This is a genomic window from Pseudomonas peradeniyensis, assembly GCF_014268935.2.
Classification (GTDB): domain Bacteria; phylum Pseudomonadota; class Gammaproteobacteria; order Pseudomonadales; family Pseudomonadaceae; genus Aquipseudomonas; species Aquipseudomonas peradeniyensis.
The window spans coordinates 1,579,585-1,598,694 of record NZ_JABWRJ020000001.1; the positions used below are offsets into that span (position 1 = coordinate 1,579,585).

Annotated in this window: 14 protein-coding genes; 10 read left to right on the forward strand and 4 right to left on the reverse strand. The window is 62.3% G+C overall.

Translation table 11 applies throughout. The features are described from left to right. The first annotated feature begins 2 nt into the window (after positions 1–2). The 6 genes from HU751_RS06835 to HU751_RS06860 all read left to right on the forward strand — a co-directional run bounded on the left by HU751_RS06835 (position 3) and on the right by HU751_RS06860 (position 7,852). Positions 3–1,772 carry an ABC transporter ATP-binding protein gene (locus tag HU751_RS06835; protein ID WP_186732814.1) on the forward strand — a complete coding sequence of 590 codons (1,770 nt, stop codon included), beginning with the start codon at positions 3–5 and terminating at the stop codon, positions 1,770–1,772. Continuing rightward, on the forward strand, positions 1,769–2,713 hold the full coding sequence (locus HU751_RS06840; protein ID WP_186732815.1) for an ABC transporter permease: 945 nt from the start codon (positions 1,769–1,771) through the stop codon (positions 2,711–2,713). The genes HU751_RS06835 and HU751_RS06840 overlap by 4 nt, the downstream gene beginning before the upstream one ends. Further along, positions 2,713–3,648 (forward strand): iron chelate uptake ABC transporter family permease subunit, encoded by a 936-nt coding sequence (locus tag HU751_RS06845; RefSeq protein ID WP_275967721.1) that lies wholly within the window; start codon positions 2,713–2,715, stop codon positions 3,646–3,648. Before HU751_RS06840 ends, HU751_RS06845 begins: the two co-directional genes overlap by 1 nt. Then, the gene (locus HU751_RS06850; RefSeq protein ID WP_186732817.1) at positions 3,645–4,427 is read left to right on the forward strand and encodes an iron ABC transporter ATP-binding protein; all 783 of its coding nucleotides are present in this window, start codon (positions 3,645–3,647) and stop codon (positions 4,425–4,427) included. Before HU751_RS06845 ends, HU751_RS06850 begins: the two co-directional genes overlap by 4 nt. Continuing rightward, a complete protein-coding gene (locus tag HU751_RS06855; RefSeq protein ID WP_186732818.1) occupies positions 4,424–5,386 on the forward strand; it encodes a siderophore ABC transporter substrate-binding protein in 963 nt (320 codons plus the stop codon). Before HU751_RS06850 ends, HU751_RS06855 begins: the two co-directional genes overlap by 4 nt. 228 nt (positions 5,387–5,614) lie before the next feature. Further along, a complete protein-coding gene (locus tag HU751_RS06860) occupies positions 5,615–7,852 on the forward strand; it encodes a TonB-dependent receptor (RefSeq protein WP_225933235.1) in 2,238 nt (745 codons plus the stop codon). An 80-nt stretch (positions 7,853–7,932) separates the two neighbouring features. On the opposite strand, the gene HU751_RS06865 is transcribed toward HU751_RS06860, so the two are convergent. After that, entirely contained in the window at positions 7,933–8,829 is an 897-nt protein-coding gene (locus HU751_RS06865; RefSeq protein WP_186732819.1) for a LysR substrate-binding domain-containing protein, read from the reverse strand. A 121-nt stretch (positions 8,830–8,950) separates the two neighbouring features. On the opposite strand from HU751_RS06865, the gene HU751_RS06870 reads away from it, so the two are divergent. Beyond that, positions 8,951–10,282, forward strand: a complete 1,332-nt coding sequence (locus HU751_RS06870; protein WP_186732820.1) for a serine hydrolase domain-containing protein — start codon at positions 8,951–8,953, stop codon at positions 10,280–10,282. 39 nt (positions 10,283–10,321) lie between these two features. On the opposite strand, the gene HU751_RS06875 is transcribed toward HU751_RS06870, so the two are convergent. The 3 genes from HU751_RS06875 to HU751_RS06885 form a co-directional block, all read right to left on the reverse strand. Beyond that, positions 10,322–11,929, reverse strand: coding sequence for a methyl-accepting chemotaxis protein (locus tag HU751_RS06875; RefSeq protein ID WP_186732821.1), 1,608 nt, complete (start codon positions 11,927–11,929; stop codon positions 10,322–10,324). 403 nt (positions 11,930–12,332) lie between these two features. Next, entirely contained in the window at positions 12,333–13,160 is an 828-nt protein-coding gene (locus tag HU751_RS06880) for an RHS repeat-associated core domain-containing protein (RefSeq protein WP_225933236.1), read from the reverse strand. A 77-nt stretch (positions 13,161–13,237) separates the two neighbouring features. Next, positions 13,238–13,390, reverse strand: coding sequence for a hypothetical protein (locus HU751_RS06885; RefSeq protein ID WP_186732823.1), 153 nt, complete (start codon positions 13,388–13,390; stop codon positions 13,238–13,240). 296 nt (positions 13,391–13,686) lie between these two features. Between HU751_RS06885 and HU751_RS06890 the strand changes: the two genes are divergently transcribed. The 3 genes from HU751_RS06890 (at position 13,687) to HU751_RS06900 (ending at position 18,979) form a co-directional block, all read left to right on the forward strand. Continuing rightward, positions 13,687–14,424 carry a PA3715 family protein gene (locus tag HU751_RS06890; protein WP_186732824.1) on the forward strand — a complete coding sequence of 246 codons (738 nt, stop codon included), beginning with the start codon at positions 13,687–13,689 and terminating at the stop codon, positions 14,422–14,424. A gap of 377 nt (positions 14,425–14,801) precedes the next feature. Continuing rightward, positions 14,802–17,111 (forward strand): AAA family ATPase, encoded by a 2,310-nt coding sequence (locus HU751_RS06895; protein WP_062574067.1) that lies wholly within the window; start codon positions 14,802–14,804, stop codon positions 17,109–17,111. Further along, entirely contained in the window at positions 17,108–18,979 is a 1,872-nt protein-coding gene (locus HU751_RS06900; protein ID WP_062574066.1) for a UvrD-helicase domain-containing protein, read from the forward strand. Before HU751_RS06895 ends, HU751_RS06900 begins: the two co-directional genes overlap by 4 nt. Positions 18,980–19,110 lie beyond the last annotated feature (131 nt).

Here is a 19,110-nt window from a genome sequence, read left to right on the forward strand (position 1 = left end):
TCATGCTGGGGATTTTCGTTCGACTGCTCGGCGCCGACGCCGTGTTCCTGCGCCGTTATCTGCGCCTGGCACTGGTGTATGGCGTGCTCTGCGGGCTGACCATCGTCACCCTGATGCCGATCCTGCGCCACCTGCTGGGCAATCAGCTGGAGGCCGCCGGCCAGTGGCTGGCCCTGCTGGCCCTGGGCGTGGTGGTGTGCTGGTACCTGCGCCGGCGGGTGGAGAAGGCCGGTATCGCCGTCGGTATCGCGGTGCTGCGCGGTGGCCGCCAGCGCCTGGGCGAGCATGTCGGCACGCTGCCGGTGGGCTGGTTCAGCGCTGCCAACACCGCGCGCCTGAGCCACGTCACCACCCAGGGCATGATGGAAATCGCCCAGTTGCCGGCCCATGTGTTCACGCCGCTGTTCACCGGGGTGGTGACGCCGCTGGTGATCCTCGTCGCGCTGTTGCTGGTCGACCTGCGCCTGGGCCTGGTGGCCCTGGTCAGCCTGCCGCTGCTGGCCCTGGTGATGCTGGCGACCATGCGCCTGGGCCAGCGCGCCGACCAGCGCTACCAGCGTGACACCGCGCAGACCAGCCAGCGCATGGTCGAATTCGCCCAGGCGCAGTCGGTGCTGCGCGCCTTCAATGGCGAGCAGGGCGGCACGCGCTTCCTAGAGCAGGCCGTGGCCCAGCAACAGCAGGCCGCGCGCAAGCTGATCCAGCTTTCGGCGCTGTCGTCGGTGCTCAATGTCTGGGCGGTGCAGGCCAGCTTCGCCGCCTTGCTGGTGGTCGCCACGCTGTGGCTCGGCGAGCAGGCCGGTGCAGCCTTCGACAGCGCGGCGGTGATCGCCACCCTGGTCGCGCTGGTGCTGGCGACCCGCTTCATCGATCCGCTGCTGGATGTGGCCGGCTACAGCGAGGTGCTGCGCGGCACCCGTGGCCAGTTGCAGGCGGTGGCCGAGTTGCTGGCCGTCGAACCGCTGCCCGAACCCGCCGCGCCGCAGTCGCCGGCCGATGGGTCGGTGCAGCTTGAGCAGGTCGGTTTCCGCTACGGCGATGATCAACCTGAAGTGCTGCGCGAGGTCAGCCTGGATATCGCGCCCGGCAGCATGACCGCGCTGGTCGGCGCGTCGGGGTCGGGCAAGACCACCCTGGTGCGCCTGATCGCCCGGTTCTTCGATGTCACCCAGGGCCGGGTCAAGGTCGGCGGGGTGGATGTGCGGCAGATGTCCGCCGAGCAACTGGCCGGGCAGATCAGCCAGATCTTCCAGGACGCCTACCTGTTCCAGGGCAGCATCGCCCACAACATCCGCCTCGGCAAACCCGATGCCAGCGAGGCCGAGGTGCTCGAGGCGGCGCGGCTGGCCGGGGTACAGGAGATCCTCGAACGCCTGCCCGAAGGCTTGCACACGCCGGTGGGCGAGGGCGGTGCACGGCTGTCCGGCGGCGAACGCCAGCGTATCTCGATTGCCCGGGCGCTGATCAAGGACGCGCCGATCCTGCTGATCGACGAGGCCACCGCGGCGCTGGACGCCGAGAACCAGGCGGCCATCGCCGAGGCGCTGGCACGGCTGCGCGGCAAGCGCACGCTGATCGTCATCGCCCACCAGCTGTCGACGGTGGCCATGGCCGACCAGATCGTGGTGCTGGACCAAGGGCGCATCCGCGAGCAGGGCGCCCATGCCCAGTTGGCCGCCGAGGGTGGGCTGTACGCGCACTTCCTCGAGCAGCGCCGGGCCGCCAAGGGCTGGCGTATCGGCGAGGCGGCGGGTGATGGAGTGACCGCTTGAGTCGGGTGCTGCTGCCAACGCTGTTGTTGCTGCTGTGTGGCGTTTCATTGATGGTCGGGGCCAGCCAGATATCCTGGTCGGCCTTGTGGTCGGCCAGCGACGATGCCTGGCTGACCCTCACCGCCAGCCGCCTGCCACGCCTGGCGGCGCTGGTGCTGACCGGTGTCGGCCTGTCGATCTGCGGGGTGATCCTGCAGCAGATCGTGCGCAACCGCTTCGTCGAGCCGGCCACCTGCGGCGGACTCGACGCAGCCAAGCTGGGCATCCTGGTGGCCCTGACCGTGCTGCCCGGGGCTGGGGCCAGCGGGCGCATGCTGTTCGCCCTGGTGTTCTGCCTGCTGGCGAGCCTGGTGTATGTGGCGATCATCCGCCGCATCCGTTTCACCAACCTGGTACTGGTGCCGGTGATCGGCCTGATGTACGGCAGCCTGCTCAGCGCCATCGCCGAATTCTACGCCTATCGCCACAACATCCTGCAGAGCATGCAGGGCTGGCTGCTGGGCGACTTCTCGCGGGTGATCGAGGGCAACTACGAGATCATCTACCTGATCCTGCCGATCGTCGTGCTCACCTACCTGTACGCCCAGCGTTTCACCGTGCTCGGCATGGGCGAGGGCATGGCCACCAGCCTCGGGCTCAACTACGCGGCCACCGCCATCCTTGGCCTGGTGCTGGTGGCGGTGAGCGTGTCGGCCACGGTGATCACCGTGGGCGCGATCCCTTTCGTCGGCCTGGTGGTGCCGAACCTGGTGGCGCTGCGCTACGGCGAGAACCTCAAGCGCACCCTGCCCATCGTCGCCATGTGCGGCGCGGCGCTGCTGCTGGCCTGCGACATCCTCGGCCGGCTGCTGATCCATCCCTACGAGGTGCCCATTGGCCTGACCGCCGGCAGTGTCGGCGGCGTGCTGTTCCTGTTGCTGATCCTGTGGAAATGCAAATAATGCGTCGCGCCGCCTGGTTGTTGCTGCCGGCCCTGGCGCTGGCGTTCCTGCTGCTGGGCTCGGGCCTGGACTTCAGCTACGTGATCCCCAAGCGCCTGGTGCGCCTGGGCGCGATCGTCGTGGCCGGGGTGTGCATCGCCTTGTCCTCGGTGATCTTCCAGACCCTGGCCGGCAACCGTGTGCTGACCCCGGCGATCATGGGTTACGAAGGCATCTACCTGTTGTTCCAGGCCCTGCTGGTGCTGTGGCTGGGTACCGCCAGCGTGGCGCTGCTGGGCGCCCAGGGCAACGCGCTGCTGTCGATCGCGCTGATGCTCGGCTACTCGTGGCTGTTGCAACGCTGGCTGCTGCGCGAGGGGCGAGGGGATGTCTATCGCCTGCTGCTGCTGGGCCTGGTGCTGACCATGGTGCTGGGCACTTTCACCCAGTTCATCCAGCTCAAGACCAGCCCGGGGGAGTTCTCCATCCTGCAGAGCCTGGGCTACACCAGCTTCAACCGCGCCCAGCCGGCCCAGGTGCTGTACTCGGGCCTGCTGGTGGCGGCGGTGGCGCTGCTGGTGGCGCGCGGCACGCGGGTGCTCGACGTGCTGGCGCTGGGGCGCGACCAGGCCATCGCCCTGGGCCTGGACCATGGCCGCTGCCTGCGCCTGCAGATGGCGCTGATCGCGGTGCTGGTGGCGGTGTCCACCAGTTTGGTGGGGCCGACTGCGTTCATGGGCGTGTTCGTCGCCAACATCGCCTACGCCCTGGCGCGCAGCGCCAGGCACCAGGTCACCCTGCCACTGGCCTGCGCCGTGGCCATCGGCATGTTCCTGCTCGCCCAACTGCTGGTCGAGCACCTGTTCAACTACCGGACCAGCGTGAGCATCCTCGTCAACCTGGTGTGCGGCGCGTACTTCCTCGCGCTGATGGTCCGAACCCGAGGCACCCCATGATCACCCTCGAACACCTGCACAAGGCCTACGGCGACAAGACCGTGCTCGACGATGTGAGCCTGGCGTTCCCCGCAGGCCAGGTCACCTCGCTGATCGGCCCCAACGGCGCCGGCAAGAGCACGCTGCTGATGTGCATCGCCCGGCTGCTGCCAGCCAATCGCGGGCAGATCCTGCTCGACGGCCAGGACATCAGCCGCATCGCCATCGCCGACTACGCCCGCCGCGTGGCTACCCTGCGCCAGGTGCTGGACTTCAACCTGCGCCTGACCGTCGAGGAGCTGGTCGCCTTCGGCCGCTTCCCCTACAGCCGCGGCCTGCTGACCGCCGACGACCAGCAGGTGATCGACGAGTCGCTGGATTTCCTCGGGCTGCAGCCTCTGCGCGGGGCTTACCTCGACGAACTCAGCGGCGGCCAGCGGCAGATGGCCTTCCTGGCCATGACCATCGCCCAGCGCACCGACCTGCTGCTGCTCGACGAGCCGCTGAACAACCTCGACATGAAGCACGCGGTGCAGATCATGCAGGCGATCCGCAGGCTCTGCGACGAGCAGGGGCGCACGGTGATCCTGGTGGTGCACGACATCAACTTCGCCGCCAACTATTCCGACCACATCGTCGCCATGAAGGGCGGCGCCGTGCACAGCCATGGGCCGGTCGCCGAGGTGGTCACCCAGGCCAACCTGCGCGCGCTGTTCGGCCTGGCCTTCGAGATCCTGCCCAGCGCGCACGGTTTCGTCTGCAACTACTTCAACCCATCATTATCGAGAGAGCTGGTATGAACGGAATCTGCAAGATACTGCTGGCCGCCGCCGTGGCGGCCGCGCTGCCCGGCTGCGACCAGGCCCCGCCGGCACAGGCGCGCGCCGCCAGCGCCGACTACGCCCCGGTGAAGGTCGAGCACGCCCTGGGCACCACGCTGGTCGAACACCAGCCGCAGCGCGTGGTGGCCTTCGACATGAGCGAGCTGGACACCCTCGACCAGCTCGGCGCGCCGGTGGTCGGCATCGCCAAGGACTATGTGGCGGGCTTCCTGGCCAAGTACCGCGACGACCCCAAGGTGGCCGATGTCGGCACCACCATCCAGCCCAACCTCGAGCGCCTGCATGCGCTCAAGCCCGACCTGATCCTGATCTCGCCGCTGCAGGCGCAGAGCTACCAGGAGCTGAGCCAGATCGCCCCGACGGTGCACTACGACATCGACATGGACAACCGCCAGGGCAACGTCATCGACACCGCCAAGCAGCACCTGCTGACCGTCGGACGGATCCTCGGCAAGGAAGACCAGGCCCGGGAAACCGCCGCGCGCATCGACGCCAAGGTGGCCCAGGTGCGCCAGGTGACCGATGGGCGTTCGGAGAAGGCGCTGATAGTGCTGCACAACAACGGCGCGTTCACCGCCTATGGCGTGCGCTCGCGCTACGGCTTCATCTTCGACACCCTCGGGGTCAAGCCGGCCAGTGACGACATGCAGGCCGGCCTGCACGGGCAGCCGATTTCCAACGAGTTCATTCACCAGGCCGACCCGGACATCCTCTACGTGATCGACCGCACTGCGGTCATGGAGCGCAGGGCCGCGCTGGACCGTGAGACCCTGGACAACCCGCTGCTGCGCCAGACCAAGGCGTGGAAGAACGGCCATGTGGTGTTCGTCGATGCGCAGACCTGGTACCTGTGCACGGCCAGCGTGACCTGTCTGGAGCGGGTGGCGGACGAGGTGGTGAAGGGGTATCAGGGCTGACGTACGGAAAGGTGGGGCTGCTATGCAGCCCTTTCGCCGGCAAGCCGGCTCCCACAAGAAACATCAGCCAGGCGCGATTCCTGTGGGAGCCGGCTTGCCGGCGATGAGGCCGGTACAGATATAGAACCGATAGTGGCCAAATGACGGTAATTTCTGTTGAGGGATTCGCCGACTCGTACGGAATGACTAATGAGAAACATTACCATTGCGTCCCGAAAGGAATCCCTCATGTCTCCACTGCAACATCCCCAGGCCCCGAACCTGCCCCGCAGGGCCTTGCGCATGGCCGTGCTGCTGGGCATGGCCGCCATCGCCGGCAACGCCTTCGCGCAACCGCCACGCACCACCACCTCGGCGCAGCAACAGACCCCCGATGTGAAGGAAGAAGGCCTGACCCTGCCGGAAACCCTGGTACAGGACACACGTGACTCCCTCGGCGCTCCGCCAGCGGAATATGCCGGTGGCCAGGTCGGTTCGGGTAGCCGGCTCGGGCTGATGGGCAACAAGGACTTCAGCGAAACGCCGTTCAACGCCATCAGCTACACCAAGGAATACATCGAGAACCGTCAGGCTCAGGACATCGGCTCGGTGATCGGCGCCACCGATCCGTCGGTGTACGTGCCGAGCAAGCGCGGCATCTTCGAGACCTTCTTCATCCGCGGCCTCTACAGCACCGGCAACGACATCACCTTCAACGGCCTGCCGAGCATGGCACCGAACATGCGCGGCTCCACCGAGCTTGCCGAGCGCATCGAGGTGCTCAAGGGCCCGTCGGCGCTGCTCAACGGCATGCCGCCTGACGGCAGCGTCGGCGGCAGCATCAACATCGTGCCCAAGCGTGCCGGCGACGAGCCCCTGGCTCGGCTGACCGCCTCGTACGAGTCCGACGGCCTGGCCGGCATGCATGCCGATATCGGCCGCCGCTTTGGTGACCAGAAGCAGTTCGGTGTGCGCTTCAATGGCGTCTACCGCGACGGCGACACCCCGGTGGACGACCAGCAGCACCGCATGCAGCTGTCGTCGCTGGCCCTGGACTGGCGCGGCGAGCGGGCGAGGGCGTCGCTGGACTACTACCACCAGCGCGAGCGCATGGATGGGGTCAACTACTTCGGCATCTCCTCGATCAGCCCCGGGGTGACTCACCTGCCCAAGGCCAAGAAAGGCGATCATTCGCTGGCCCCGGAGTGGGGCTACACCGTCAACGACACCGACACCGTGGTGCTGCGCGGCGAGTACGACCTCAACGACTCGCTCACCGCATTCGCCGGCTGGGGCCACAGGGAAGGGGGCTACAACGCGCTGATGACCAGCGGCATGCTGCTCAACGATGCCGGCGACATCTCCGCCACCCCGATCCGCTCGGCCCGCGATGGCGAGCAGAAATCCGGCGAAGTCGGCCTGCGCGGGCGTTTCGCCACCGGGCCCGTGGACCACGCCTGGTCGCTGGCGGCCACCCGCTACGACTCCGAGAACAGCTTCAAGGACAAGCGCCTGTCGTCGACCATCCGCACCAACTACTACAACCTGGACTACGGCCCGCGCCCGGAGATCGGCGAGTACGGCAACGTCACCTCGCGCATGCGTGCCCGGCTGAGCAGCGAAGCCTTGCTCGACACCATGTCGTTCCTCGATGACAAGGTGCAATGGACCGTGGGGGCACGCCACCAGAACGTGCGTGCGTCGAACTATAACGGCAACCACCAGCGCACCTCCAAGCCCTACGATGAAAGCCGGGTTTCGCCGGCCACGGCCTTGCTGGTCAAGGTCACTGACGAGCTGTCGCTGTACGGCAATTACATCGAAGGCCTTAGCCAGGGCGGCATCGCGCCGGACAACGCGCGAAACGCGGGTGCGATCATGGCGCCGTACCAGACCAAGCAGTACGAGCTGGGCGCCAAGCTCGACCTGGGCACCTTCGCGCACACGGTCAGTGTCTACCAGGTGAAGAAACCAAGCGCCTATACCGACCCGGTCACGCAGGTCTACGGCGTGTACGGCGAGCAGCGCAACCGTGGCCTGGAATGGTCGTTCTTCGGCGAGCTCGAGCCGGGCTTGCGCCTGCTGGGCGGTGCGTCCTACACCAAGGCCGAGCTGACCAAATCGATCCGCAAGGAAAACGAGGGCAACCAGGCCACTGGCGTGCCCAAGGTGCTGGCCAAGCTCGGCGTCGAGTACGACCTGCGTGAGCTTCCCGGCCTGACCCTGACCGGCAACGCCAACTATGCCGGCCGGCGCTACGCCACCGATGCCAACAACCTGTCGCTGCCGTCCTACACGATCTTCGACCTGGGCGCCCGCTACAGCCTGAAGATCTCGGACAAGCCGGTGACCTTCCGCGCCACCGTGCAGAACGTGGCCAACAAGGCTTACTGGATCGGTTCGTGGAACGGCGGCGATGGCAGTGGCCTGTCCGGTGGATTGGGGACGCCGCGGTCGTTGTTGTTCTCTACCTCGGTGGATTTCTAGCCAGACCAGCGCTGGCTGCATGGGAGGGGCGGTGCGCCGATGCGACCTGCCCCGTGATCACCGGCCAGCCGGTGCCAGATTCACACCGCGTCCGGATATGCCTCACGCAGGCTGTCCCCCAACCAACCCATGAACCACAACGCATCGGCACTCGGCGGCTGCGCTGGCGTCAGCAACTGGTAGCTTTCCAGCGCCACGGCTTGTTCCACGCAGCGCACCAGGCTGCCTTCGCGCAGCTCCCGCGCCACCAGTACCTCGGTGGCCAGGGCAACACCGTGACCGCGCTGGGCCAGGTTCAGCACGATATCGTTGCTGATATGCGAAGTGTCGGCCTTGACCCGCACCCTCAGGCCATTGGCGGCGAACCAGCTGTTCCACCAAGTGCCGTCATCAACATGGATCAGCCTGCAGGCGGGCAAGTCCGCAGCGCTCAGCCCCACAGGCAACTGCGCGAGATAGCTCGGCGCGCAGACGGCGAACACCTTCGGACGGATCAACACCTCACGTACCCCGCTCAGCTCACCCGGCAGACCGAAGGCGATGCCCAGGTCCGCCTGGCGCGCATCCACGCTGGTAAAGGTGGCGTTAGGCTCGATGGCGATCCTCAGGTCCGGGCGCAGGCTGCGCAGGGCGTCGATGCGCGGTGTCAGCCAGCGCGAGGCGAACGCCGGCACGCAGAGGATCCGCAGCCAGCGCTCGTCTCCCCGTTGTGCCAGGCGCGCACCGGCATCGGCGAGGATCTGCAGTGCTTCGGCTGCGGCCTTGTAGTAATGGGCGCCGGGCAGGGTGAGGCTCACACCGCGGGGGGAGCGTTCGAGCAGGCGCACGCCCAACCAGGCCTCGAGGTTCTTTACATGCCGACCGATCGCCGGCTGGGTCACGTGCAACGCCTGGGAAGCCGCGACATAGCTACCCAGGCGGGCGGCGGCCTCGAAAGCACGCACGGCGTTGAGCGGGGGCAGGCGGTCTTCGGCCATGGGCACGCTCCTGGCTGTTAGTTTTTTTAATAGTGAAGGCAAATTTATTGTGCTTTTCCCGCCCGTTCAAGTTGCCGACACTCGGGGCGGCGTATTTCCGCGCTTTACGAGGAGCCCTCCGATGCGGCCAACAACAATAAAGAAGTCGTTCAACGGTCTTTCCATCCTGGCCCTGGCGCTCGCCGCCCTGGCTGGTGCGGCGCAGGCGGCCGACAACAAGGGGGGCTGCGGCGTGCCAGGGCTTGAACCCTGTCCGCAGCCGTTCGACAAGGTGCTGCCGGCTGCCAGGGATATGCTCACCTGGGACCAGGCCACCCGGGTCGTGGGCTTTCGCAACACTTACCGCCTCTACGGTGGCGATGTCTTCGCCCCGAACGGCGCCACGCCATTTCCCTTGCCGCAGGCCAGCCACACGCTGACCGACGTGCAGTATCAGTTGGACGGCAAGACGCACAACCTCGCGCAATACCTGGCCAACCAGAGCGTGACCGGCCTGCTGGTGCTCAAGGACGGCAAGATCGCCTACGAATACTACGGCAAGGGCAACACGCCACAGACCTTGTGGACGTCCCGCTCGGTGGCCAAGTCGGTGGTCAGCGTGCTGGTCGGCATCGCCGTCAAGGAGGGCAAGATCCAGTCGCTGGACGACAGAATCAGCCGCTACGTTCCGGAACTGGAAGGTTCCGAATGGCAGGACGTGACCTTGCACCAGCTGTTGCAACACACTTCGGGCGTAATCTGGGACGAGAACTACGCCTCCAAGGATTCGGACTTTTCGCACATGACCCAGTGTGAGGCCACCGCTGATCCCTATCACTGCGTGCTCGAATTGGTAAGGTCGGTCAAGCGCAAGCCCGGGGTCAAGCCGGGTGAAGTCTGGTCGTACAACACCGGTGGCGCCTGGCTGGTCGGTCGGGTGCTGGAGAATGCCACCGGCATGACCATCGCCGAGTATCTGCAAAGTCGGGTGTGGAGCCGCTACGGCATGCAACAGGCCGGCGTCTGGCACGCCCTGGTGCCGGGCAAGGTGGACATGGGCGGCCACGGTTTCAATGCCACGCTGCGCGACTGGGGGCGCTTCGGCCAGTTTGTGCAGAGCGGCGGCCAGCTGCCGGATGGCGAAAAGCTGCTCCCGGACGACTGGATCGCACGTTCGACCCACTGGACCCAAGCCAAGGGATCGGTGACGGCCGCAGCGCCCAACGGCCAGTACGGCTACCAGTGGTGGTACAACGCCCCGGCCGCGGACAGCGATGCCGAGCCCAAGCGCACCGCCAACAGCGACAAGACCTTCTGGGCGCTGGGTATCTTCGGCCAGAGCATCGCCATCAACCCGACGGAGCATCTGGTGGTGGTGCAATGGTCAACCTGGAAGAACGCCGAGAGCCCCAGCTCGCTGTATGACGAGCAGGCGGTGTTCGTCAATGCGGTGGGCAAGGCATTGAGCCATTGACGCAAGGCCAGGGCAGGGCGCCGGGACGCGCCTTGCCGTTCACACGCGAAACCGCGACACACTCGCCTGCATGCCCTGGGCAATCTCGCCCAGGCGCTGCGCCGCCGACGCCAGCTGCCGCGTGGTGTCGGTACTGTCCCGCGACATGCGGGCAATCAGCTCGACCTGCTGCGCCACCTCCTGGCTGGCCTTGGTCTGTTCGCCGATGGTCTGCGAGATCTCCTCGACCACCGAGGCGGCGCGGCGCGCCCCTTCACGAATCTGCTGGATCGACGCGCCGGCCTGGGTGGCCAGCTCCACCCCGGCGCGTACTCGGGTGACGCCAGTCTGCATGCTGTCCACGGCATTGCCGGTGCTGTGGCGGATGCGCTCGATCATGTCGGCGATTTCCCGGGTCGACTGCGCCGTGCGCCCGGCCAGGCCGCGCACCTCGTCGGCCACCACCGCGAAGCCGCGTCCGGCATCGCCGGCGCGGGCCGCCTCGATGGCCGCGTTGAGGGCCAGCAGGTTGGTCTGCTCGGCGATGGTGTTGATCACCTGGATGATCGAGTAGATCTCCTCGGAACTCTGGCCCAGCACGGTGATGGTCTCGGAGGAGCGGTTGACCGCCTCGTCGATCCCCTGCATGCCGCCGACCACGCTGAGGATGACCTCGCCGCCGTCGCTGGCCAGGCGCTCGGACTGGCCGGAGATGGACTGCGCATCCCGGGCGTGCTCGGCGATCTGCGCCAGGTTGGCGATCATCTGCTCGGTGGCCGAGGCCATGCTCACGGCGCTGTCGGACTGCTGGCTGGTGCGTTCCACCAGGCTGCTGGAGGCCTGGCCCAGTTCGTCGGCCACCTCGCGCAGCAGCAGGTTTTCCTCGTGGATCGCCTTGATCATGTTGCCCAGGCTGTCGCGCATGTCGGCCAGCGAGCGCAGCAGGTGCCCGGTCTCGTCGCGATCATGGACCTGGATCTGGGTGGTGAGGTCGCCCTGGGCGATGCGTTCGGCTACCGCCATGGTCTGGCTCAGGGGGCGCAGGATCGAGCGCAGCAGCAGGACGGTGCACAGCGCCAGGACCAGGGTGGCCAGGATCATCCCGCCCACCAGCACGGCGATGCCCTGGTGCAGGGTGGCGGTGCTCTGCTCGCGGCTCTTGTCGGCGTTGCCGGCGATCAGGTCGCTGAGGGTACTGTTGCGCTGCTCCAGCTCCTTGAACGCCGCGACGAAGGCCGGCAACTGCGTCTGAGCCTGCTCGGGGGATTTCAATGCCAGCTGGATGATCGAGGTGGCGCTGGCGATGTACTGCTCCAGCAACGGCCCCAGATCGCTGATGGCCTGGTGCAGATCGGCGTCCAGAGGCAGTTCGAGATTGCTTTGCACGACACTGCGGAACCACTTGGCGTGCTCGTCGAGGTCGGCCAGCACCTGGTTGGCGGTGTCCGTGTCGCCCGGCTTGACCAGCAGGGCGGCCAGCACGTCGGCGCGCAGCGCGTCGTGCATCATGTCGCCTTCCATGTGATTGCGCAGGGCGGCCATGCTGTCCTCGCTGCGCTTGAGTGCCTGGTTCTGGTCATGCTCGGCGAGCAGGCCGCTACCGCCGAGCAACAGCGCGGCGAGGATGCTGACCAGACCGAACCCGATGGTTTTCTGGCGAATGTCCATTTCGAACAGGCTCCGTGGGGTAGGTCAGGTGAGCATAGATGGCTGGCCGGGCGATGCACGGGGCATTGCGGTCGGGGAGTGCGCATGATTACGATCAAGGCGGCCATCACCACCGGTATTGAGCGCGACCGGCGTGGAAGGACGCGCTGATCTTCGTCCGCCTGGTGGGCCTGGGTGAGCACGGCCACGCACTGGGCATGGCGCTGGCCGGGGTGCTGGGGATGGCGGTGGCGATCATCTACGACTTCTTCCCGATCCCGGGCGACTAGGACAAGGTTGTGTTCCTGACCCTGACCACCTGGTCGCACATGATGGCGCAGATGTCGCCTTCGAGCGCGCCAGGGCCAGGAGGGCGCGACACGCAACCACGGGAAAAGCGGGCATTTGTTGAGGCACAGCACGATCAGGTGTTTTGGGGGGCTATGGTGTCTGCATAGCTTGGGGGAGGGGGCTCTGGGTGAGTAGTGTTACTACGAATTGAGTTATTCATATTACTGTTGGCTCCAGTATCAGCGGCCGATAATGAAATGGTTTGTACGCCTTCAGGGGTTGTAACCGCCGCTCCCACCGCTGTACGCACACTCGCATCTAACGGCGTGGGGGTGACCAAGCTGGAAAGTCGATTAACACCCCAGTTTATATCGAGTAGCGTATTCAGATCTTCTTCAGTGTATATGTATCCTGTAGCACGACTGTAATCGCTAGCGCGGATAAGGTCCGCAACTTTTTTGGGTATGCTTTTTATGAGTTTTATTTCAGATTTACTTAATTTATCTTTTTTGGCGATCGCCTTCCAGTTTGGAAACTGACTAAAAAAATCCTGTTCAAGCGCACGCGGACTAAGACTTACATTATATATACGAATATTGATATCCCGGATTGGGATACGCCCAGAGTCATCCCTGTAGTTGACAGGGTCGTTTCGGCAGTAAGCATATGCATTAATTCCACCCTTTCCGAATGGACTCAACCTGTCAGGCGAAACAAAACGCATCAGCGATGCAATAAATGCACGATGGCCATTCCCCAACAGGTAATGTCCTATCAGTGGTGTTCTTGGATAGCCATCATACCCAAGGTGCATGCTTGAAAGCTTGTCAGTGGGATCGTATCCAAACGGGGTATAGGCAATGCAATGACCACTTCCGGTGCCGAGCCCCCGCAATATGGATTTTTGTCGATCAATCACCAGATGCCTGGTACATGTGCATACGCTTGACTTATCGATCATATGCCCTCCTAAGCGCGTCATCCGACGTCTGAGACCAGATTGCAACTGGCATGATGGTACTGCAACTGGCAAAAATGTCAGGTATCACTATCGATGAGAATACAGAACGTTGCTTTGCCCGTGGCGTCGTAGGAGTCGACGCCTTCCAGGCGCTCGCCATTGAAGTCGGTGGCGCGGATCGTTACCTCGACTAAGGCCTTGGTGGCCGCGCCAGCGCCGACGAATTCCATGGCGGCCGGGCAGGGCGAATTTCTTGCGCAGTTCCTCGATCTTGATGTGCAGGCAGTGGCGCGATTGCGGGCAGGCAGAACCGATAGTGGAGAGTTTGGCGAACCCCGCCAGGGCAGGCGTACCGAGGGTGGGCTGTTTATATAACTCAACTAAATAGTCATTTAGTTGAGTTATAATTTACGATTATCAATAGCCGGACAGGGTACACAGACGTGTTGCAGAAGCCTGCCGACCACGTGAAGTTTGCGCCCAGTTCACATACCCTGAAAAACCATCAAAGGAATGAGACATCTCCATGCGTGGACTCACCGTAATACCGCTGTTGTTTGCGCCCATGATCGCTTGGGGCGACTGTACGCAGCACCTGCAAACCTGGGCCCAGCACCTGCATCCAACCTTGAAGCTCGCCAGCGAGTTTGCGGTCTGCAAGGTCAATCCCGCAGACGCCAACCAGGTACTGGCAGCCTTGCCGTTGATGGTGAACGTCGATGAATACGGGCAAGGCGATTACGGCCTGGATGTGCTGGTGGCCGATGCCGCCGGCGGCAAGGTCATTGCCCACAGCTACCAGGAGGCTGCGATCGTCTCCGACGCGGTGCAGTTTTCAGGCCTGATGCTGGACACGGCGCGTTATCAGATTGCGCCTGGGCTGCGGGCATTTGGCGTGCGCATTCGTCATACAGGCTCGTCGCGGGTCAATCCGTTCAGCAGCGAAACCCTGAGTCTCTATGTGAACGACAGCTCGCAATTGCGCCAGGTCATGGACGGCCTGGTTGTTAGCAATGGCCACGGCGAATGGGATGGTGCCTGCGCCGGTGAGTTCGGCGAAACAAAGCGGACACTGGCGATTGGCAAACCTGGCAAGGAGGGTTTCAGCAGGTTGCGAGTGACCGAGATCACGACCGGAAGTCGGAGCGTTGTGAAAGGCGTTGATGACTGTGAGGAAATCGAGAGCAGTTCGACGACGAAGACGTTCAACCTTGAATATGACGGCAGTCGGTATGGGGTGCCGAAGGAATTGACGTTCCAGTGATCTGGGTTGGCGACGGGGCTTTGATGGAGACTGAAATCTGGCCTCCCTCTGGGCGTGATGCTCAATACGAACATACGCATAATGTATATTATGTTAAATTGCGTATTATGAATGTGGTTTGCGTCTGCCAGATCACGCTCGAGCTGCCGACGCCATCTCGACAACTGCTTGCGAATGCGGGAATTCGGCACTTTCCACATGAAACTCGTACGGCCAGCCGGAAAATTCGTCTAAATTTGAAACAGTCTCTCCAAAAAAAGCGCAAATTCGAAACCCTCTCCTTGCTACTGCGCGAATTTGGAGTCCTACAGGCCCTCAGCTAGAGTCCAAACATCCGCCTCTGGCAACCCGCCCTATGCCACCACAAGGAAGAGGCTATGCAGATCCAGTACCTGGAGATCGCGAACTTCCGCAAGCTCCTGTCTGTTCGAATCGACCTGGCAAGCACCACTAGCCTTCTGGTCGGCGCTAACAACAGCGGTAAGTCATCCGCTATGTTAGCGCTACGCAAGTTCCTGCTTTCAAAAGCGACGGTATTCCGTCTCCAGGATCTGACGCTTTCCCACCTCGCAGTTATTGACGCCATTGGCGCCGATTGGGAGGCTTCGGATGAAACCCTTGAGACACCCACGGCTAATGAGTGGTCCCACTGGTTACCCACCCTCGATCTCTGGGTGGAAGCTTCGCAAGGCGAATTGCACTACATCCGTGACCTTATCCCTAATTTCGCCTGGAAAGGCGGTCATGTGGGAATGCGCTTCCGACTCGAGCCAAAGGACATGGCCAAGCTCTTTACCGACTACCGGAAGGAGCGAACCCGCGTGAAGATGCTGCAGCAGGAGATAGCGAAGCAGACCGAGGAAGGAAAGACTCCGCCTACCCTGCCCCTTTGGCCGCAAAGTCTTCACGATTACCTCAACAGGCGCCTGGGAGCAATGTTCACAGTTTGTTGGTATCGCCTAGACCCATCGAAGCTCGATGCGCCAGATACCAAAACGCGCCATGCCAATCTGCAACCACTGTCCGCGACTGCGGTGCCGCTGGAGGCCAACCCGCTGACTGACCTGATACGCGTGCACGAAATCAACGCCCAGCGGGGCTTTGGAGATAGCGCGGAAGAATCTGTCACTGAAGGCAGAGGTGGCTCTGGGAAACGACTGACAGAACAATTACGCGCTTACTACAACCGCCACCTTGATCCGGGCGACAGCCCTGATTTATCCGACCTCGAGGCGCTGACAGCTATTCAGGCTGCGCAGTCTGCGTTCGATTCCCGGCTCACCTCAAGCTTTGCTCCTGCTCTCATTGAGCTCGCGGGCCTGGGGTACCCGAATCACTCTGACCCCGCCATTAGGGTGGAGACGCGGCTGTCGCCTACTGACGGGATGAACCATGAGGCAGCGGTGTTGTTCGAGTTGGACTCAGTCGCCGGCGCGCCAGGCGCACCTCTCATGCGCTTGCCCGAAACCTCAAACGGACTGGGTTACCAGAACCTGATCTCGATGATTTTCCAGTTGATGGCGTTTCGGGACGACTGGCTGAAAAAGTACAAAAATACCGAGGAGCAAACTGACGTAGGGGTTGAGCCAATCCACCTGGTGCTGATTGAAGAGCCTGAAGCTCACCTTCACGTCCAGGTGCAGCAGGCATTTATCAAGCATGCGTATCATGTCCTGTGTAACGACCCGCTACTGACGAGGTATCCAAGGCTGAAAACCCAGATGGTCGTCAGCTCTCACTCGAGTCACGTTGCCCATGAGACGGAGTATGCGAATTTACGCTACTTCCGTCGGCTGCCAGCGGGGATGGCCGGTGTGCCGGTGCCGGTATCGACTGTCTCCAATCTGAGCACGGTGTTCGGTCAGCGGAACCCGCATAGGCAGACGAAGGAGTTTGTAACCCGATACCTCAGGGCTCAACATGCTGACCTCTTCTTCGCCGACGCCGTCATCCTGGTTGAAGGTGCTGCGGAGAGAATGATGCTGCCGCATTTCCTGCGCAACCACTTCCCTTTCCTTGATCGTTGCTACATTACCATCCTGGATATCGGAGGCAGTCATGCGCATCGCCTGCGGCCTTTGGTCGATGCGCTGGGTATTGTGACATTGGTGATCACAGATCTTGACGCCGGCCTCAAGAAATCAGCAGTACCGGTTAAACGCAAAGCAAAACAGGAAACCAACAACCCTACCCTGCGCAACTGGGCCAAGGCCCAGAAGATTGGGCACGACGTCGACACGTTGTTGGATCTGGATGATGAGACAAAGTCCCAACAGATAGACGACCTGTTCGGGATCCGGATCGCGTACCAGACTCCAATTGCCGTTCGATTGCCCAGCAACGAAACCGAAGCTGAGGCGCTGCCCAATACCTTTGAGGACAGCCTGGTACTGAGCAATGTTCAGCACTTCGCAAAAAAGAAGGGTCAAGGGTTGACCAAAGCTTTCGCGGCAGCCCTGCGACAGTCGCAGACCGCAGATGACCTCGGCAAAGCCTTGTTCGACGCGCTCAGGGATGGCGACAAAGCGAAGTTCGCCTTGCAGGTGTTAGGTGACCCGGATTTCGCGAAACTGACGGTTCCAGAATACATTCGTGAAGGGCTCTTCTGGTTGGAAACCAAGCTCAAGAAGAAAAGTAAAGAGCTGTTGATTGTCCCAACAGCCAGCATCGAGGTGACAGAGGGATGAGCATCACGACCGAGATACCTGATGATCCGAAGCCGACTGCTGACGATGTTATTCAGGAGTGCTTAAACCTCGAGTACCCCCGTAGTTTCTTTCTGTACGCGGGTGCTGGCTCTGGAAAAACCCATTCGCTTGTGGTTGCCGTGAGGTCGCTGAAGGAACGAGAGCGGGAACGCCTGACCTTTGAGGGGCGGCAGATCGCGATCATTACCTACACCAATGCGGCTTGTGAGGAAATTGCTCGTCGACTCGAGCACGACCCCTTGGTTGAAGTTTCTACAATCCATGCGTTCTCTTGGCGAATGATCAAAGGATTCAACGACGACATACGTGATTGGTTGCGCATCAAGCTCGCCGCAGACATCGAAGCGTTGGATGACAGGATCAGCCGTGCGCGGGGTGTTAACAAAACCTCTTTGGCGAACCAGGCCAGTCGCGACAGTAAGGCCGGGCGCCTGGCCAGCCTGGATGACATACCGGTCTTCACCTATAGCCCAACCGGTGACAACCGGAGTAGGCAGTCATTGAATCATAGCGAGGTCATTCAGATGGCCGCGGCGTTCATCCCTAAGCCGCCGTTACTTGACGTCATGGCGGATCGGCACCCGGTGCTGCTTATCGATGAAAGCCAAGACACGAATGGCGATCTCATGGATGCTTTTCTGGAAGCGCAAGCAGCAATTCCTAAGCGTTTCTGCCTGGGATTGCTGGGCGACACGATGCAACGGATCTACAACGACGGGAAGGTTGGGCTGGATGAAGCGATTCCGTCAGACTGGGCCAAGCCTGAAAAGCGTGTGAACCGTCGTTGCCCGACGCGAATCGTTGAACTGATCAACGTGATCCGCGCCAGCGTAGATGATCATGAGCAGATACCCAAGCCGGGCGCCACTCAAGGTACCGTGCGGATGTTCTGCACTCAGCAGGTTGCAGGCCTGGACTTTAATCTGGAAGAGCAGATCGCAAAGCAGATGGCTGACGTCACTGGGGACTCACAATGGGCATCAGGTGCAAAAGGCCGGAAGACCCTCATCTTGGAGCACAAGATGGCCGGGCGCCGTATGGGGTTTGAGGGCGTTTTCTCGCCGCTGTATGAAGTCGAGCACCTGAGTACGGGGCTTCTGGACGGAACGCTCCCCATACTTAAACTGTTCTTCGAGCGTGTGGGCCCGATTCTTGAAGCAGCGAAAGCAGATGAATTCGCGTTGATGGAGGCCGTGCGACTACGATCTCCTCTGCTCGATCCTCAGCACCTACAGTCGGTACCCAATCAGCTTGACTTGCTTGAGTCTGTCGGCGAAGCGACTCAAAGGCTATGTGAATTGTTAAGGAACAACGACCCGCTGATTGAGGAGGTCGCTCATGTCCTTCAGCGGACTGGCCTACTTGAGCTGCCGGAACGGTTTATGGAGGCTTTGACTCAGGGAGCAACGGCAGATGACGCACCCGATACTGCAGATCGGGATGCGCTTGAGGTGCATGCGTATCGGGTCGTCCTTGGACGCCCTTATTCGGAGATGGCCGCATTCGCGGATTATGCAAATGGGCTTTCGCCGTTTGACACCCATCAGGGTGTAAAGGGTTTGGAGTTCCCGCGAGTTATGGTGGTGTTGAACGACGAGGAAGCCGGCGGTTTTCTGTTCAGCTATGAAAAGCTGTTAGGCGTGGTGCCTGCATCTTCTACCGACGTGAAAAACCAGCTGGCCGGCAAGGACAACGCCCTATCTCGAACGCGGCGACTTCTGTACGTCACGTGCAGCCGCGCTGAGGAAAGTCTGGCCATCGTGGTCTATACCGCTCAGCCAGAGGTTGCCAAGGCAAGTGTCATCAGTGCTGGCTGGTTGAAAGCTGATGAGATTGTGGTGCTTTGACTAAACTTCGACCAACGACGAAGCAGTCTTCTGGGATAAAGGCACCTTTCAATAAAACCCGAGTAAGCCCTAACGTCACCATACCGCGTCAGGCATGCTCATGGCCTAAGGCATGATCGTACAGGTCTTGA

Bases quoted from the DNA above. Each gene is read 5' to 3' on its own strand.
- HU751_RS06835 (WP_186732814.1), top strand. From the start codon at position 3: ATGCTGGGGATTTTCGTTCGACTGCTCGGCGCCGACGCCGTGTTCCTG.
- HU751_RS06845 (WP_275967721.1), top strand. From the start codon at position 2,713: ATGCGTCGCGCCGCCTGGTTGTTGCTGCCGGCCCTGGCGCTGGCGTTC.
- HU751_RS06850 (WP_186732817.1), top strand. From the start codon at position 3,645: ATGATCACCCTCGAACACCTGCACAAGGCCTACGGCGACAAGACCGTG.
- HU751_RS06855 (WP_186732818.1), top strand. From the start codon at position 4,424: ATGAACGGAATCTGCAAGATACTGCTGGCCGCCGCCGTGGCGGCCGCG.
- HU751_RS06860 (WP_225933235.1), top strand. From the start codon at position 5,615: ATGTCTCCACTGCAACATCCCCAGGCCCCGAACCTGCCCCGCAGGGCC.
- HU751_RS06865 (WP_186732819.1), bottom strand. From the start codon at position 8,829: ATGGCCGAAGACCGCCTGCCCCCGCTCAACGCCGTGCGTGCTTTCGAG.
- HU751_RS06870 (WP_186732820.1), top strand. From the start codon at position 8,951: ATGCGGCCAACAACAATAAAGAAGTCGTTCAACGGTCTTTCCATCCTG.
- HU751_RS06875 (WP_186732821.1), bottom strand. From the start codon at position 11,929: ATGGACATTCGCCAGAAAACCATCGGGTTCGGTCTGGTCAGCATCCTC.
- HU751_RS06880 (WP_225933236.1), bottom strand. From the start codon at position 13,160: ATGATCGATAAGTCAAGCGTATGCACATGTACCAGGCATCTGGTGATT.
- HU751_RS06885 (WP_186732823.1), bottom strand. From the start codon at position 13,390: ATGGAATTCGTCGGCGCTGGCGCGGCCACCAAGGCCTTAGTCGAGGTA.
- HU751_RS06890 (WP_186732824.1), top strand. From the start codon at position 13,687: ATGCGTGGACTCACCGTAATACCGCTGTTGTTTGCGCCCATGATCGCT.
- HU751_RS06895 (WP_062574067.1), top strand. From the start codon at position 14,802: ATGCAGATCCAGTACCTGGAGATCGCGAACTTCCGCAAGCTCCTGTCT.
- HU751_RS06900 (WP_062574066.1), top strand. From the start codon at position 17,108: ATGAGCATCACGACCGAGATACCTGATGATCCGAAGCCGACTGCTGAC.